The 16572-nt window shown below is 38.6% G+C and carries 14 protein-coding genes; 4 read left to right on the top strand and 10 right to left on the bottom strand.

Features of this window, described 5'->3' with window-relative positions; all coding sequences use genetic code 11:
• Window positions 1–8: 8 nt before the first annotated feature.
• The 3 genes from F580_RS0114830 to yaaA all read right to left on the bottom strand — a co-directional run bounded on the left by F580_RS0114830 (window position 9) and on the right by yaaA (window position 3206).
• Window positions 9–1811: a TIGR03545 family protein gene (locus F580_RS0114830; protein WP_019028528.1), complete on the bottom strand. Its 1803-nt coding sequence runs from the start codon at window positions 1809–1811 to the stop codon at window positions 9–11.
• On the bottom strand, window positions 1811–2344 hold the full coding sequence (locus tag F580_RS0114825) for a TIGR03546 family protein (protein WP_019028527.1): 534 nt from the start codon (window positions 2342–2344) through the stop codon (window positions 1811–1813). Before F580_RS0114825 ends, F580_RS0114830 begins: the two co-directional genes overlap by 1 nt.
• 88 nt (window positions 2345–2432) lie before the next feature.
• A complete protein-coding gene (gene yaaA, locus F580_RS0114820; RefSeq protein WP_019028526.1) occupies window positions 2433–3206 on the bottom strand; it encodes a peroxide stress protein YaaA in 774 nt (257 codons plus the stop codon).
• A gap of 426 nt (window positions 3207–3632) precedes the next feature.
• Here yaaA and tal point away from each other — a divergent pair, with 426 nt between their 5' ends.
• The 3 genes from tal to F580_RS0114800 all read left to right on the top strand — a co-directional run bounded on the left by tal (window position 3633) and on the right by F580_RS0114800 (window position 6057).
• Window positions 3633–4595: a transaldolase gene (tal, locus tag F580_RS0114815; protein ID WP_019028524.1), complete on the top strand. Its 963-nt coding sequence runs from the start codon at window positions 3633–3635 to the stop codon at window positions 4593–4595.
• A 175-nt stretch (window positions 4596–4770) separates the two neighbouring features.
• Window positions 4771–4944: a DUF3545 family protein gene (locus tag F580_RS26410; protein WP_019028523.1), complete on the top strand. Its 174-nt coding sequence runs from the start codon at window positions 4771–4773 to the stop codon at window positions 4942–4944.
• Between the two features lie 315 nt (window positions 4945–5259).
• A complete protein-coding gene (locus tag F580_RS0114800) occupies window positions 5260–6057 on the top strand; it encodes an alpha/beta fold hydrolase (RefSeq protein ID WP_019028521.1) in 798 nt (265 codons plus the stop codon).
• Window positions 6058–6490: 433 nt separating this feature from the next.
• Here F580_RS0114800 and eno read toward each other — a convergent pair whose 3' ends face one another.
• Window positions 6491–7789 (bottom strand): phosphopyruvate hydratase, encoded by a 1299-nt coding sequence (eno, locus tag F580_RS0114795; protein ID WP_019028520.1) that lies wholly within the window; start codon window positions 7787–7789, stop codon window positions 6491–6493.
• Between the two features lie 131 nt (window positions 7790–7920).
• A complete protein-coding gene (locus F580_RS0114790; protein ID WP_019028519.1) occupies window positions 7921–9561 on the bottom strand; it encodes a CTP synthase in 1641 nt (546 codons plus the stop codon).
• 352 nt (window positions 9562–9913) lie between these two features.
• Here F580_RS0114790 and F580_RS0114785 point away from each other — a divergent pair, with 352 nt between their 5' ends.
• Window positions 9914–10510 (top strand): DUF4202 domain-containing protein, encoded by a 597-nt coding sequence (locus F580_RS0114785; protein ID WP_026301459.1) that lies wholly within the window; start codon window positions 9914–9916, stop codon window positions 10508–10510.
• A 173-nt stretch (window positions 10511–10683) separates the two neighbouring features.
• Here F580_RS0114785 and F580_RS24610 read toward each other — a convergent pair whose 3' ends face one another.
• From F580_RS24610 to rlmD, 5 genes are all read right to left on the bottom strand, one after another.
• Entirely contained in the window at window positions 10684–11127 is a 444-nt protein-coding gene (locus F580_RS24610; protein ID WP_019028517.1) for a YbaN family protein, read from the bottom strand.
• Window positions 11128–11161: 34 nt separating this feature from the next.
• The gene (locus F580_RS0114775; protein ID WP_083926996.1) at window positions 11162–11773 is read right to left on the bottom strand and encodes an RNA methyltransferase; all 612 of its coding nucleotides are present in this window, start codon (window positions 11771–11773) and stop codon (window positions 11162–11164) included.
• Between the two features lie 54 nt (window positions 11774–11827).
• Entirely contained in the window at window positions 11828–12655 is an 828-nt protein-coding gene (mazG, locus tag F580_RS0114770) for a nucleoside triphosphate pyrophosphohydrolase (RefSeq protein WP_019028515.1), read from the bottom strand.
• Between the two features lie 41 nt (window positions 12656–12696).
• Complete coding sequence (gene relA, locus F580_RS0114765) at window positions 12697–14910, bottom strand: GTP diphosphokinase (protein ID WP_019028514.1); 2214 nt, start codon at window positions 14908–14910, stop codon at window positions 12697–12699.
• 72 nt (window positions 14911–14982) lie between these two features.
• Window positions 14983–16386, bottom strand: a complete 1404-nt coding sequence (gene rlmD / locus F580_RS0114760; protein WP_019028513.1) for a 23S rRNA (uracil(1939)-C(5))-methyltransferase RlmD — start codon at window positions 16384–16386, stop codon at window positions 14983–14985.
• Window positions 16387–16572: the final 186 nt, after the last annotated feature.

Here is a 16572-nt window from a genome sequence, read left to right as displayed (position 1 = left end):
TACTTTCTTTAACCAAATAAGTCGCCAAATTTCTTTTTTAACTTATCTTTTACTTTATCTTTTGCCTTATCTTCGAGTTTTTTCTGCTGCTGTTTAACAACATCAGAGTTCTTCAAATCGATAAGTGCTTTATCGGTGTCATTTAAGAAGGCTTCAAGATCAACAAGCTCAGTCATTTGACTGTCGCCTAATTTCAGAGCATTTGCGAGTTTTTCATTTAACCCTTTATTCACTGTCTGCTTGAAATCAGCTAACTTACCGGCAACCTGTTGTTTGAACGCCCCAGTTAATGCATCGTTTAGCGATGAAGTAATAGTAAAGTTTGGCTTACTTACTTTACCGTTTACACCAAGTTCAATCGTTAAATGCTCTAATGATTCAATGGTATCGAGTAATAGCTTGGTGATTGTTGACTGCGCGTTACCTTGATAACTTGCTTGACTCAGTGAGAATTGATTCGTCGTTGCTATATCTTCATTGAGTAATTGAAAACTACCCTGACCATCGAGTTGTGCCGATTTTAGTGACAATGTTAACGCTTTGCTTTGCGTTAACATGGTATTTGATATAGCTCTATTATTAACAAGCCACTTGCCTTGGCCATTAAAATCACCTGACTGGCTTATATTAAAGTGACTTGTCAGCTTAAGTTCGCCATTATCGATTGAACTGATCTTTAGTAGGCTGTCTTTGCCTCTAATCCAATGCTGATGGGTTAATTCACTAGCCGTTATCGCCACCTCACCCTGCTCAAGTTGTATTGAGAATAAGGCTTTTTTCACCAGTACCGACGGTAACGGAGTCTCTTCGATAAAATAGATAAAGCGACCATTAGCCTGAGGCTTTCCCTCGGTAGTGACATTATCACCTTGGCTATTTTTCAGCAGAGGCGCAACAGTGTCATAAAGCCACTGTGCTTTTTGAACATACTCTCTGGCTTTTTCACCAAAGAGAATATGGGCAAAATCTTCGCTATCAATACTGTCAAGTTGGTAAGTTTTTTCAATCTGTTGCCAATCTTTCGCCGGAGCATTTTTTACTTCACTAATTTGCTTAGCTAATAACTTTTGACTGGCTAAGATTTGCAGCTTTGCATTTTTAACTAGAGCTTGGTCGGCTTTGAACTCTGCTTTAATGTGCGAAAATTCAGTTTTTATTTTTTCGATGTCAGCTAATGACTTCACTTTCATCTTGCCTAGGGCTTTAACCTTATCTTGGTAAGCCTTTAATTTCGCTTTATTAGGCAGTTGCGCTTTCAATGCCAAAAGTTTTTCTTGTTCGATTTTATAGCTTTGTTGTAATTGAGTGGCAGCCTTGATAGTTAACAAATTACTATCATCAAGTAACGATTTCACATTAGGCAACTGCATATCAACTTCTGGCAACAGGGCTTTAGCTTGCTCTGCTAAACTTTCTTTAGTCGCCTCCGTTAACTTCTCATCAATATAAACCTTACCTATTTGAGATCTTATGCTAGAAAAAGCTAACTGGCTCACTTCAAGTTCATCGATAATGATTTTACCGAATAAATACTGCCAAACATCAACACCCGCTGATGCCCGCCCAAAACTAAATAAGTTCTCGCTAGGGGTTTCTTTGTCAGTGACTTGCATATCTAAAATACTGATCTGTAATGGAGAGTAAGACAACTTCACCTCTGCCACATTGACTTCAGCGCCAAAGGCACTTTCCGCCGAGCTTACAATGGCTTTTTTCACCAGAGTTTCCGCAAAGAAATACATAAAGGTAATAACTAACGCGCTTATAACTATAAAGGCAATCATACCTTGCCAACGAATAAATCGTACCATTACAGGCCTCCTTTAGATAAGCTAGAATCACCGGCAATGCTGGTGTATAAACGGTAGAACTTAGAGGCTTTTAACGCTTGCACAATTCTAAATTTCTCAAAGAAGGTCATGATATGCACACGGTATTTTTCAATAAGCAGTTTACTGATAAAGTACACCGGCGCACTTAACGCGACACCTAAAACAAAGGCTCCCAAGATATAAGTGTGATGCCAATGCGCGAGTTTAAATAAGCTAATTTGATATAAATAAGTGAACAAATTGGTCAATGCCGGTTGTGTCAGTAGTGACTCACCCACTTGAACAATCACCGGTGAAAGTAAATAACTAATACCAGAGAATAAGCCAACCGCAAGAATAAAGCTGCCTAAGTGCACACGAATAATGAAGACAAAAAATATTATGACGATATTATGTAGGGTAAAAATGGGCGACAGACCCACAATAAAACCTAACGCTATGGCTAAGGCTATTTGCCTAATAGAGCTATCACTATTTAAGGCATGTAATAGCTTGGCCAGTAAAGTTAACATGTCGACTCCGGTTAAAATGTTAAAATATTAAAATGATTAAGAAACGCATACCAATGCCAGCGACATAGCTAAACCGTCTGTGCTAACACTAACTTTCTTTACGGGTAAAGACCCAATCGTTACCTTTAGACATGGCTTCATCGTATCGATAACCAGCCAAATCAAATGCCTTGATTTGCTCAACGTTGGTTAACTTATTTTGAATGATGTAACGCGCCATCAGACCGCGCGCTTTTTTAGCGTAAAAACTGATGATTTTATACTGGCCATTTTTCCAATCTTTAAAGGTTGGTGTAATAACGGTAGCATTGAGCAACTTCGTTTTTACTGACTTAAAATACTCCGTTGAGGCGAGGTTAACCAGTACATCATCCTTATTATCACTTAACGCTTTGTTAAGTTCGTTAGTGATAATCTCACCCCAAAATTGGTATAAGTTATCACCACGGCTATTACCCAATTTACAACCCATCTCTAAACGGTAAGCTTGTATTAAATCCAACGGTTTTAATAACCCATATAAACCTGACAGAATTTTAAAATGCTTTTGAGCAAAGGCAAAATCGTCATCGCTAAAGGTTTGTGCATCTAGCCCGGTGTATACATCACCATTAAAACTTAATATTGCTTGTCTGGCATTATCAGTAGTAAAGGGGGTTGCCCACTCCCCGAACCTTGCCGCATTTAAACCGGCAAGCTTATCACTAAGTTTCATCAAACTGGCAATGTCACTCGGTGTTAATTTGAGGCAGTCATCCATCAATAATTGACTTTGCTCTAGTAAAGCTGGTTGGCTAAATTTCTCTGTAGCTAAAGGGGATTCAAAATCTAATTTTTTTGCAGGGGAAACAACAAGTAACATTAACTTTCAGCCATTAGTAGTGATTGCTTAATAGCACATAATATATCATAAGGCTTATTCAAGTTAACAGTGTTAAATCAATCACGGTATTACGCCAACGCATGCTGTTTGGCGTAATTTACAAACAAAAACCCAGTTAGTTGTTAATATATCGCAATAAAGGCTACTTTATTTATCATTATGTTGTAATATTTCTTCAGCTACATTCATTTTCGAATTTAAAATATTTTTAATATCAGTTCCATTAAGTTTGTGATCTTGTTGTGCATAGGAAAAATACATCAGAGCAAGGCGCTCGATTGAGCAATAGCTAGCTATTGGGATTGAGAGCAACGCTGAACTGGAGTATTTTAACCAGCACAAGTGAGCAATAATTTAATGAAATTGGTATAAATTAACTTTCCGAGACACTATTAAGGTAATGCTATGACCAACTCTTCTTCACAACTTGCCCAATTAAAACAGATGACCACCGTTGTGGCTGACACGGGTGACATTGAAGCTATTGCAAAGTTTCAACCGCAAGATGCGACCACCAATCCTTCGCTGTTATTAAAAGCCGCTGCTTTACCAAATTATCAAGGGTTAGTAAAAGATGCTGTTACTTGGGCTAAAACACAATCCGCCAGTGCTGAGCAGCAAGTTATCGATGCCGCTGATAAACTTTCTGTCTTAATCGGCCTCGAAATACTAAAAATTGTCCCAGGTCGTATATCTACGGAGGTTGATGCGAGATTATCTTTTGATACCAAAGCATCAATGGCTAAAGCCTATAAATTGATTGCCATGTATAACGAAGCTGGCATTAGCAACGATAGAATTTTGATCAAACTTGCTTCTACCTGGGAAGGTATTAAAGCCGCGGAACAACTTGAGCGAGAAGGTATTAACTGCAACCTGACTTTACTATTCAGCTTTGCTCAAGCGCGTGCCTGTGCTGAAGCCGGCGTTTATTTAATTTCTCCCTTTGTCGGTCGCATCCTAGATTGGCACAAAAAGGATACTGGTCGTGATGACTATGCAAGTAATGAAGATCCTGGTGTTGTATCTGTTACCAGTATTTATAACTACTATAAAAAACAAGGCCATAGCACTGTTGTTATGGGTGCTAGCTTTAGGAATATCGGTGAAATCCTTGAACTTGCCGGTTGTGACCGTTTAACCATTAGCCCGGCATTAATGGATGAACTAGCAAATAACACTACTACCATTATACAAAAACTAATTGCCAGTGAAGCTTCAGCAGAGCAAGAGACGCCATTAAGCCAAGCACAATTTCGTTGGTTGATGAACGAAGATGCCATGGCTACAGAAAAACTTGCTGAAGGTATTCGTAACTTTACTATCGATCAAGTGAAACTTGAGCTGCAATTAGCCGCGATGCTCTAGCAGGCTTTATTTATATTTCGTACAGATAACGACTATTTAAAACGCATATTTTATATAAAATATGCGTTTTTTCATTTTAATGTCTAAAAAATTGTGTTAATAATGGCATGAAGCCTAAGGGCTTATAAATAAGGTATTTGTTTTTCGATGTGATGGTAAAAATAAGGGGCACTTTATGGATAAGATAAACCAAGTTTCCAAATCAATAACTCAAGTAACAAAAAAACGCGTAGTATCAACAGCTAAAATGAAATGGCGTGAAATAGAATCCTTTCGTGATAAGTTTCAGCTAGAAAAAGATCTACGCATGTATGAAAATTCCTTAGAGCATATGCTAGAAGAGTTTTAGTCGACTATTAGAATTAAAATTAAATTCAACTAAAACATAAAAGCCCAGTTCGCTGGGCTTTTTTATACCTGCCAGTTGCCACCGCTAAGTGTATAGCCAAGTTGCTTCAAAATACTCGTTTTAGAACGGCTGAGCAACTCATAATCAAGACCCGTATGTAATTAATGGTTATTCAATCAATACCTGCCTAAATACGCTTCTAACTCCAGCTGCATCTTGAGATTGTTTGGGTATAGACCTTCAAAAGAAGTAATTTGTTGACAATTTTCAAACAGCCGTTTAAATTTAACCTTCACCTTTTTACGAATAAATTTAATGTCTAAAGATATCATCAATTTCGCTCATGCCAATGGTTTTCCTGCGGGCAGTTATCAAACCTTATTTAGCTACCTGCCTGATGATATGCAGATCATCGCTTTAGATAAATATGGTCATCAAGAAAATAAACCGATTAACCATAACTGGCAAGCGCAAGTTGAAGAGTTAATCGCTTATGTGGAGTCAAAGCAAATTGATAATAACAAGATCGTTTGTCTCGGTCATTCATTCGGTGGGGTGATCTCTTTTATTGCTTGTTGTCAAAGACCTGACTTATTCAAAGGGCTTATTATGCTAGATCCTCCAGTACTCAGTGGCGTTGGAGCGCTGGCGGTAAGGTTGGTTAAGAAGACCAGATGGATAGATAAATTTAGCCCTGCAGGGCGTGCTGAAAACCGTCGTGTTCATTGGCCACTAGGCTCAGATATTGGTGCACTATTTTCAGGTAGAAAACTATTTAAAGATTTTGATAGCCGCTGTTTAACTGATTACGTCACCCATGGCATTTGTGAGCGCAACAACCAACTAGAGCTAACATTTGATGCACAAGTAGAAGCCAACATATTTAGAAATATCCCTTCAAACTTATCTCGCTATAAAAACAAATTAACCATGCCTGCCACCTTAGTTTATGGTGAGAGCACTGATGTATTCCCACATAAGATCTTTAGCCGCTTTATTAAGCTCAATAAACATATCAAATTACAGACCACGCCTGGTGGCCATATGTTTCCCTTAGAGAGCCCTGAGCGTACAGCTAAGTTAATCGCTGATATTATTAATAAGTTTCCCTGAGGGGTAGGTTCTGCCACTGAATAACAGGCATAAAAAAACGCAGTTGCTCTTACAGTAGCAATTGCGTTTTTATGTCTGTTACTGCTATTACTTTACAAAATAATATTAAACAGAATAATATTTAAGACCAAAGCTATTTAATAAAAGAACAAGACGTTTGCGCGGAGCTGACGTGAGTCAGTGAGCACATGCAACGAAGCTATCAAATTAAGTATGCTCCCTAAATATTAGGCAAAAAAAACGCAGTTGCTCTTACAGTAGCAATTGCGTTTTTATGTCTGTTACTGCTATTACTTTACAAAATAATATTAAACAGAATAATATTTAAGACCAAAGCTATTTAATAAAAGAACAAGGCGCTTGCGCGGAGCTGACGTGAGTCAGTGAGCACAAGCAACACCGTAATTTTACTAAAGAGCGAAGGTGTTAATTATTATTGGCCTTTAATTTCAGAACGACCGTTATATATTGCTTTATCACCTAGGAACTCTTCAATACGCAATAATTGGTTATACTTAGCAACACGATCAGAGCGACATAAAGAACCCGTTTTGATTTGACCGGCAGCAGTACCTACCGCTAAATCAGCGATAGTAGCATCTTCAGTTTCACCGCTGCGATGTGAAATAACGGCAGTATAACCGGCATCTTTTGCCATTTTAATCGCAGCTAAAGTCTCAGTTAATGAGCCAATTTGGTTAAACTTAATTAAGATTGAGTTAGCAACGCCAGTATCAATACCACGCTTGAAGATTTTAGTATTAGTAACAAATAAATCATCACCAACAATTTGTACTTTATCGCCAAGTAAATCAGTTTGGTATTTAAAACCATCCCAGTCTGACTCATCTAAGCCATCTTCAATTGAAACGATTGGGTATTGTTTACAAAGTTCGCCTAGGAAATCAGAAAACTCGTTTGAAGTAAATTGCTTGCCTTCACCTTTAAGGTCATAAATACCTTTGTCTTTATCGTAAAATTCAGTCGCTGCACAATCCATCGCTAAAGTAACATCTTTACCTAAAACATAACCCGCAGCATCTACCGCTTCTTTAATTACCGCTAAAGCATCAGCGTTAGAAGCTAAATCAGGAGCAAAACCACCTTCATCACCAACAGAGGTACTTAACCCCTTGTCTGATAGTACTTTTTTCAAGGCGTGAAATATTTCAGCGCCCATACGTAATGCTTCTGAAAAGCTTTCAGCGCCGACCGGCTGAACCATAAACTCTTGAATATCAACGTTATTATCAGCATGTTCACCGCCATTGATGATGTTCATCATAGGAAGAGGTAAGCTATAAACACCTGGAGTGCCATTTAAGTCAGCGATATGTTCGAATAACTGTACGCCTTTATCCATTGCCGCTGCTTTAGCTACCGCTAAAGACACTGCAAGAATAGCGTTAGCGCCAAATTTTTCTTTATTTTCAGTTCCATCTAAATCAATCATGATTTGATCGATGTTAGCTTGCTCGACAGCACGTTGACCAATAAGAGCAGGGGTAATATCATTTTTAATCGCGGCAACGGCTTTTAATACACCTTTACCTAAATAGCGAGACTTATCACCATCGCGTAACTCTAGAGCTTCACGTGAACCAGTAGACGCTCCAGAGGGTGCCGCAGCACGACCCCAAGCACCTGATTCTAAATAAACGTCTGCTTCAACGGTTGGGTTACCACGAGAATCCATGATTTCACGTGCTAAAATTTTGCTAATTTTTGACATTATCATTCCTGTTAAATTTTATAATCTTAAATGTGGCAGAGTGATCACTATTTACCATCCATAGTACCGTGACCTACCGTTCATCCTGAACATAAAAAACCGCAGCATTGGCTACGGTTTTGATAAAGTGGTTATACGTTTGTTTTTTGTTTTTGCAACTCAAAGGTGGTGGCAATAAAACTTTCAAACAACGGGTGTCCATCACGTGGAGTTGAATTAAACTCCGGATGAAATTGCCCGGCAATAAACCATGGGTGATCAGGCATTTCAATCACTTCCACTAAACTTTTATCTGCTGATAGCCCCGAGAACACTAAACCTGCTTTGCTTAATTGTTCGCGGTAGTTATTATTTACCTCATATCGGTGACGGTGTCTCTCATTAATTGTTTCACTGCCATATACGTCACATGCCTTGGTACCTTTCATCAGGTGACACAATTGTGAACCTAAACGCATAGTACCGCCTAAATCTGATTGCTCATTGCGATACTCTACTTGGCCATCTTCATCTAACCATTCGCTGATCAAACCAATAACAGGATACGGTGTATCTTTATTAAATTCAGTACTGTGTGCATCCGTTAAGCCAGCAACATTTCGCGCAAACTCAATTAAGGCGACCTGCATACCTAAACAAATACCTAAATACGGCACTTTATTTTCACGGGCATACTTTGCCGCTAAAATTTTACCTTCAACACCACGTTCACCAAAACCACCTGGTACTAGGATACCATCAAGGTCAGCTAAAATACCGACACCTTTTACTTCAAGGTCTTGCGAGTCAATGTACTTTATATTAACTGTTACTTGGTTTTTAAGTCCGGCATGTTTTAATGCTTCGTTGACTGATTTATAGGCATCAGGTAATTCAATATATTTACCAACCATGCCAATAGTGACTTCACCTTGTGGGTTTGCTTCATGATAAAGCACTTCTTCCCATTCAGATAAATCGGCTTCTGGTACGTCTAAACCAAAGCGTTTAACCACTATCTCATCAGTTCCTTGTGCCTTTAATATTGCCGGTATTTTATAAATACTGTCGACATCACGCAGTGATATCACAGCTTTTTCTTCAACATTACAAAATAAAGCAATTTTAGCACGCTGTGCACTGGGAATAGGTCTGTCAGAACGACACACTAAAATATCAGGTAAAATACCGATAGAACGTAAGTCTTTGACTGAATGCTGAGTGGGCTTAGTCTTAATTTCACCTGCCGCTGCTAGATAAGGCACTAACGTAAGGTGCATAAACATAGCGCGTTCACGACCTACTTCTAATGCTAATTGACGAATGGCTTCTAAGAATGGTTGTGATTCAATATCGCCTACCGTACCACCGACTTCAACCATGGCCACGTCGTAGCCTTCAGCACCTTCAATTACTCGACGTTTAATATCGTTAGTAATATGTGGAATAACTTGAATCGTGGCACCTAAAAACTCACCTTTACGTTCGCGAGCTAAAATATCTTGATAGATGCGACCTGTGGTAAAGTTATTACGTTTGGTCATTTTGGTGCGGATAAAACGCTCATAATGGCCCAAATCTAGATCGGTTTCAGCGCCATCTTCGGTAACAAAAACCTCACCGTGTTGTATTGGGCTCATGGTACCGGGATCAACGTTAATATACGGGTCAAGTTTTAACATGGTAACTTTTAAACCACGCGCTTCAAGAATTGCTGCTAGGGATGCTGCGGCAATACCTTTACCAAGAGACGATACTACACCGCCAGTTACAAAAATATATCTAGTTGTCATGTTTACACCGATGTCAGAAAAAACAGAATTTTGTGCTTAATTGGCTAATATTTATAAACTTTATTTCAAACTAATAATTACAAACACTCTATATACTTAAATTTAACAAGTGATTATATCAAGTAAAAGCGTAAAGATTTAATTGTTGAAATAGGAGTTTTGCCAAACAAGCAGGACGGGAAAGTATTATACGTAAAAGTGGCACAAACAACAATAACAACAGGCCATCACAACGAGAAATTATCTATCTTCTACTATTTTCTTATTGGACTTTATTTAGCCTGATTCTTTTTTAATAGTAGTTGCGTATAATAGTATTACTTTTATTAAATAAACCGTGATTGATTTTAAAATGACTTTAGAAAAATTAAATAAGACTTTAGCCGCCATTGACGAAATTAATCGCCAAGATCCTAATACCCTATTATCTAACGGTAGCAGCCAAGCAAAAGAGTTAGTTTACGGGCAACAAATGACTGAGTGCTTGAAACAATATTGGCCTGAGGCAAATGAGCTTTTACAAATTGCGGTTCGAGCACAGCATATTAAGCGTTGGCAGTTAGAACGTACTGAGTTTGCCGAAGGAAAATCTGGATATTTCCAATGGCGAATTGCCCAAGGTAAGTTTCATGCCGAGCTAACGGCAAGCATTATGCTTGAGCATGGTTATAACAAAGTGCAAGCTGACCAATGTGCCGCCATCATCCGAAAAGATAACTTAAAAACCAATAGTGATAGCCAAACTTTAGAGGATGTTGCCTGTTTAGTTTTTCTTATGCATTACTTTAATGCATTTGCGGCGAAATATACCGAGCAAGATAATGAAGCCAAGATTGTTCGTATTGTGCAATTAACCTGGCATAAAATGTCCGAGCAAGCTCATGATATTGCTTTAGGTTTAACACTACCTGATCATTTAGCGATAATCGTAAATAAGGCACTTGCTTAGCCTTCTTCTTAGCGACTTCAAATCAGCTCAACCGACAATGCAGGCTATACTATGCCACCCATTACTATTAGGAATGTCTGCATTGCAACCACCCCCTTATATATTAGCGAGATATTTACTAGGGCGCTATTGGTGAGGTGTATAGTAGTTATTTATCTATTTTCTTCTTCTATTCATTTACTCAGCGGTAAACGCAATAAAAAAATAAAAGGACCAATAACCAAAGCGACTACCAACGCCGTTAACATGGTACTTTGCAACATATAGGCCGACCAACATACGGAAAGAATAATAGATAGCAAGGCAATACGCTTAGCTTTTATCGGAATACTTCGATGTTCTTGCCAATCGTGGATCAGGGGGCCAAAAATTTTATTTTCTAGCAGTTTTTGCTGCATACGGGGTGAAGACTTAGCAAAACACCCTGCCGCCATAATGAGAAATACTGTTGTCGGTAGCACAGGTAAAATCGCACCTAAGATAGCTAAACCTACACAGAAGAGTCCGGTAAGCTTGAGTAAAAAAATCTTAATCTTACTTCGCGCAGACAGAGATACTGGGCAAGCGTTAGCTTTGAGCTTTGTACTTGTGTTTACTTTTCGCTCGGTATTAATCACTCTTCCCCTATATCTATTCTCATTCTTTCAAATATTAGTTGGCGGTATTATTTTTAACTTTTGATGTGTTATTGGTATCTCGACTTTTTCTAATTAACGCATTATCAGCTAACATTGAGTCTTTCTGATTAGTCAAAGATTTTGCTAATCTGTCATACAGCAACACATTAACCGTTGCTGCTAGGTTCATACACCCTACTGTTGGCACATAAACGACATGATCAGCTATATCAATCACGTCTTGTTTTATCGAACTATCTTCAGGGCCAAAAATATAAACAGCCTGCTCTGGATGAACAAAATGTGGTAACGGTGTAGCACCTTCAACTAAATCGACACAGATTATTTTAGCCGACGCTGGAATACTTTCCAGTGAGTCTTTAATACCTATAAAACTTTCGACCTGTAATAATGGAATTTTCTTTTGCATATTGAAGGTATCGGTTTGCAATGTGTTTTTATGATACTTGGCGGCTTGTGCAAACCTATGACCGTTATAAATAATTTGGTCTGCTTTATAACAACCTACTGCACGCATTACTGCACCAACATTCGTAGGGGTTTTTGGATTGGTTAACGCGATGGTAACGTGAGTTTTATTTTGTGTTTTTTTCGGCTCGTTTTTTACTGCCATATTTTCGGTCATATTTTCGGTCATATTCAATTTCTTATTTCGGGCATAAAGTATCGAGGAAATGTCCTATACTTTCTTTTCTTGTATTTTAACATTCTGCCAATAGTTTTCTAGTTCGGCTAAATCATGTGCGGTAAAACTTTTTCCCGATGTTGCTACTTGTTCTTCTACGCCATTAAAGCGTTTAGTAAATTTTTTATTTGCCTGTCTAAGTAAGGTTTCCGGATCTTGCTTGGCATGGCGACATAAATTGACTACCGCAAACATTAAGTCACCTAACTCTTCAGCAAGCGCTTTTTCATTGATGGTATCAGCCTCTAACTCTTCTTTGACTTCTTGCACTTCTTCTTCAATTTTAGCGAAGACATCATATTTATTATCCCAGTCGAACCCAACATGCGCACAGCGCTGCTGAATTTTTGCCGCTTGCGATAATGCAGGTAAGTTTTTCGGGATATCAGCCAAGATACTTAAGTTATTATGACTGCCCAGGTGTTGCTTATTTTTCTGCTCTCTTTCTAGTATTTTCTCATTTTCCCAATTAGCTTTTATTTGCTCATCTGTTTGTAGGTTCGCTTGAGCAAAGACATGAGGATGGCGGCGAATAAGCTTTTCACAAATGGCAGCAATAACTGAATCAAAATTAAAGTACTGCTGCTCTTGACCGAGCTGACTATAGAAAATCACCTGAAAAAGTAAGTCACCTAGCTCCTTTTCAAGCTCGACAAAATCACCTTGTTCAATAGCATCGACTACTTCATAGGCTTCTTCTAAAGTATGACTCGTTATAGAAGCGAAATCCTGTTTAAGATCCCACGGACACCCGGTCAAAGGATCACGTAATTTTGTCATGATCCAACGTAATTTTTCTATTGAGGCTTGTTCATTTAACATAATAATTTACTTATCAATTTCACTGGTAATAACCGTATTAATTAAAGGCGTCTTACTTGGGTTACATCGTCTAGTTGGCGTAATTTATCTAAGACCCGTGCTAACAACTCACTACTAGAGACTTCTAACTTCAGGTTCATGCTCACCGTCTGTTTGGCTTTATCGGTATTACTATCCATACCTACGATACTGACTCTTTCGTTGGCAATAATAGTCGAGATATCGCGTAATAAGCCTTGCCTATCGCTACCAATAATTTGTACTGTCGCTTGGTAACTATGCTTATGCTCACTGCCCCATTGTACTTCAACTAAACGCTCGGGTTGCAAATTGAGGGCATTAGCAAGTTGCTCACAGTCTTGTCTGTGTACCGAAATGCCACGTCCTTGAGTAATAAAGCCTGAAATTGTATCTCCAGGTACTGGCTGACAACACTTCGCCATATGAGTAAGTAAATTACCAACACCAGAGACGGTGATACCATCATCCTCTTGCGCTAGCGATTTGTTCACCGGACTCTGTTTTACTAGACTTTGGGGATCGATTTCAGCTTGCGGCTTTAACTTACTATCAAGTTGGGTAAAGTGATTAATAACTTGCTGCAATCTTGCATTACCTGTGCCGATGGCAGCATATAGATCATCAATCGCTTTCATATTAAAGCGTTTTGCTGCACCGAGCATGTCGATAGCGTCTAAATCATGTTTAGCAATTTCACTATCAAAGAGCTCTTTACCCTGAGCAATGTATTTATCTCTATCGAGTAATTTAAAGAAGTGCTGAACTTTTGCTCGGGCACGTGAAGAGTATATATAGTTTAAATTAGGATTTAGCCAGTCTCTACTTGGGTTCGGCTCTTTACTCGTCAGGATTTCTACTTGATCACCGGTTTGCAATTGATGAGTAAAAGGTACTATCTTGCCAAACACCTTTGCCCCGATACAGCAATGACCAACATTAGAGTGAATATAATAAGCAAAATCTAACGGGGTAGCTCCCATAGGTAAATCGATCACATCACCACTGGGGGTGAATACATAGATCCTGTCTTCAAATACCTGACTACGTAATTCATCAAGTATCTCGCCACTCTCGCTAACATCATCTTGCCACTGTAATATTTTCCTTAACCAACCAATTTTATCATCAAAGCTATTGCTTTTACCGCTGGCATTACCTTCTTTGTAGCGCCAATGTGCAGCAACGCCAAGCTCTGCATCATCATCCATTTGCTTGGTTCTAATCTGTACTTCGACTGACTTGCCTTGCGGCCCTAAAACCACCGTATGTATTGATTGATAGCCATTGGTTTTTGGCGTTGCTACATAATCAGAAAATTCTTTGGCAATATGTGGCCACTGGGTGTGAACAATGCCCAAGGCAGAATAACAATCTTGGACTTTTTCAACCACGACACGCACCGCGCGAACATCAAATAGCTCTTCAAAGCCAAGGGATTTCTGCTGCATCTTCTTCCAGATACTATAGATATGTTTAGGACGGCCATAAACTTCACCATTGATAGCTAAGTCATCTAGTTCATTAGATAAGTGACCAACAAAGCTGGCCATATACTGCTCTCGTTCAAGCCTAGTCTCGTCTAAGAGTTTGGCTATTTTTTTATAGACTTGAGGATGAAGATAACGAAACGAAATATCTTCAAGTTCCCACTTTAACTGCCCTATTCCTAAACGATTCGCTAGAGGCGCATAGATATTAGCACTCTCTTTTGCCGCCAGTACCCGTGTTTCTTCATCGCTATTTTTCTTATCACGCAAATCACATAGGCGTTCAGCTAACTTAATAACGACAGCACGAACATCGTCCACCATCGCTAATAACATGCGACGAATATTATCTATGTTTTGTGGTGCTTGACCTGTTGATTGGCTGCTTTGTTGGCGTAGCGCTTTAATGGCAGCCATTTGTTCAACGCCTTGACAAAGCATTAAAATATCTTTGGAAAAATGTTCTTTAACATACTCTATTTTAATAATATCATGGGCTAATAACGGCGAAATGAAAGCCGCGACTAATGAGTCTGTATCTAAGTTTAAGCCACTTAGAATCTCCACCATTTCCATGCTTTTATTAAGTAACGCTAACTTTTGAGCCGTTTCATGCTGATAACAATGGGACACTTGAACCCATAAAGCTGACAAAGCGTTAGCTTTAACATCGGTTAAGCTTAAGCCGGTTAACCGTTGCTCAAAGCTCTGCCCTGTTATTTGATGTGATTTACGCACGGAAACCATGAGTGTTCCTTTATCTTTTAGGCGGATTTAATGTTATTTAATAGCTAGTTAAGTAAAGTTTAACCTTAAGCCTTACTGAGTAAATAATACCATAGTCTCAACATGCTTTGTTTGTGAAAACATATCCATCAATGATATTTTCTCAAGCTTATAACCTTGAGAAACAAGTATTGCACTATCTCTGGCTAAAGTTGCAGGATCACAGCTGACATATAAAACGCTAGGTATTTTTAGTTGTGCAATTTGTGCAACCGCTTGTTCAGCGCCAGCCCTGGCTGGATCAAGCAACACTTTATCAAAAACTGTTGCTTTCACCCACGGCTCTAACAACCAATGACTGTTTAAATCTGCCTGATAAAACTGACAATTATTAATGCTATTCACTTCGGCATTCTTACACGCCTTATCAACCATAACTTGTACGCCTTCAACACCAACAACACTTTTGCTTTTTTTCGCTAACGCTAAACTAAAATTTCCGAGCCCACAAAATAAATCCAATACGTTATCGGTAGGTGAAATATCCAACCAAGCTAAGGCCTGGCTTATCATGGCATTATTAACCTGATGGTTAATTTGAATAAAATCATTACTGGCAAAGTAAATTTTGTTTTTATCTTTTAATGTATAAGAAAGCTCAACCGCGCTACTCGCTTTTATATCACCGAGCGTGAATTGCTCATTACCATCATCAACAATGACATGCCAACAATGCTGCTGAGCATAAGATTGCCAAAGCTCAACATCTGAATTATTCATCGGTCTTAGTTGTCTTATGACCAAGACAACTTGATTATCTGTTTGGATTTTCTCTGGAGAATTGGTCTTAATAATATCTGCTTGAATCACTTCTATATGGCCGATAGAAGATTTTACTGTCAGTTGCGCCAATAATTTTTTTAGTAAGGGAAAAATAGCATTAAGTGGCTCAACGAGTACCGGACATGACTTGATAGAGGCTAACTGGTTGGTCAACTTTTGTCTGAAACCAATAGTCGCTTGGCACTTCTTGTCGAATTGTACCCCGATACGCGCTTTACGACGATAGTTCCACGCAGTACCGACTATTGAGTCTTGCCAAGGTAGGTCTTTAGCTTCAAGTTTATTAACTATTTGTTGTGCACTGAAGCTGCGCGAGAATAGCTCACTCACTTTGGTTTTCTTGAAGTCTAGCTGTTCGGCAATACTAAGCATCTGTAAATCGCAGCCGCCACAAACACCAAAGTGCTGACAATGAGGTGTAACTCTACTATCACTTTGCTTGCTAATTGAAATGAGTTTAGCTCGAGCATATTTATTTTTTTGCTCGATAACTTTCACCTTAACCATTTCATTGGGTAATGCGCCAGCAATAAAGAGCGGTTTATTTTGCCAACGGGCAACACCGACACCATTTATATCGAGTTTATCAACACTCACCATCACGAGTTGGTTTGACTGTTTTGCTTTTACTGATGCTTTATAAAAATTTGCCATTTGTACCTTAAATCTAACGCTAACTTTACTTAACAAGTAAAGTTAAAAAGTGCTTATTTTTGAATTAGCTCGACCATCCAAGCGATAAATTTATAACAGCTTATGTGATTATTTATGTTAACTTGGATCATCAATTAGATAGCTAATTATTTAAGTGGGTATTTTACCCTAAACTCACCATAAAAG

This window comes from Colwellia piezophila ATCC BAA-637, assembly GCF_000378625.1.
In the GTDB taxonomy this organism is placed as follows: Bacteria; Pseudomonadota; Gammaproteobacteria; order Enterobacterales; family Alteromonadaceae; genus Colwellia; species Colwellia piezophila.
Note: the sequence above shows the minus strand (reverse complement) of the source record. Positions and strands in the feature narration are given on the sequence as shown.

Excerpts from the sequence above, each read along its gene's own strand:
- F580_RS0114800 (WP_019028521.1), top strand. The coding sequence starts at position 5,260 with ATGTCTAAAGATATCATCAATTTCGCTCATGCCAATGGTTTTCCTGCG.
- mazG (WP_019028515.1), bottom strand. The coding sequence starts at position 12,655 with ATGTTAAATGAACAAGCCTCAATAGAAAAATTACGTTGGATCATGACA.
- F580_RS0114790 (WP_019028519.1), bottom strand. The coding sequence starts at position 9,561 with ATGACAACTAGATATATTTTTGTAACTGGCGGTGTAGTATCGTCTCTT.
- F580_RS0114825 (WP_019028527.1), bottom strand. The coding sequence starts at position 2,344 with ATGTTAACTTTACTGGCCAAGCTATTACATGCCTTAAATAGTGATAGC.
- F580_RS0114785 (WP_026301459.1), top strand. The coding sequence starts at position 9,914 with ATGACTTTAGAAAAATTAAATAAGACTTTAGCCGCCATTGACGAAATT.
- F580_RS26410 (WP_019028523.1), top strand. The coding sequence starts at position 4,771 with ATGGATAAGATAAACCAAGTTTCCAAATCAATAACTCAAGTAACAAAA.
- relA (WP_019028514.1), bottom strand. The coding sequence starts at position 14,910 with ATGGTTTCCGTGCGTAAATCACATCAAATAACAGGGCAGAGCTTTGAG.
- tal (WP_019028524.1), top strand. The coding sequence starts at position 3,633 with ATGACCAACTCTTCTTCACAACTTGCCCAATTAAAACAGATGACCACC.
- F580_RS0114775 (WP_083926996.1), bottom strand. The coding sequence starts at position 11,773 with ATGACCGAAAATATGGCAGTAAAAAACGAGCCGAAAAAAACACAAAAT.
- yaaA (WP_019028526.1), bottom strand. The coding sequence starts at position 3,206 with ATGTTACTTGTTGTTTCCCCTGCAAAAAAATTAGATTTTGAATCCCCT.
- F580_RS0114830 (WP_019028528.1), bottom strand. The coding sequence starts at position 1,811 with ATGGTACGATTTATTCGTTGGCAAGGTATGATTGCCTTTATAGTTATA.
- eno (WP_019028520.1), bottom strand. The coding sequence starts at position 7,789 with ATGTCAAAAATTAGCAAAATTTTAGCACGTGAAATCATGGATTCTCGT.
- rlmD (WP_019028513.1), bottom strand. The coding sequence starts at position 16,386 with ATGGCAAATTTTTATAAAGCATCAGTAAAAGCAAAACAGTCAAACCAA.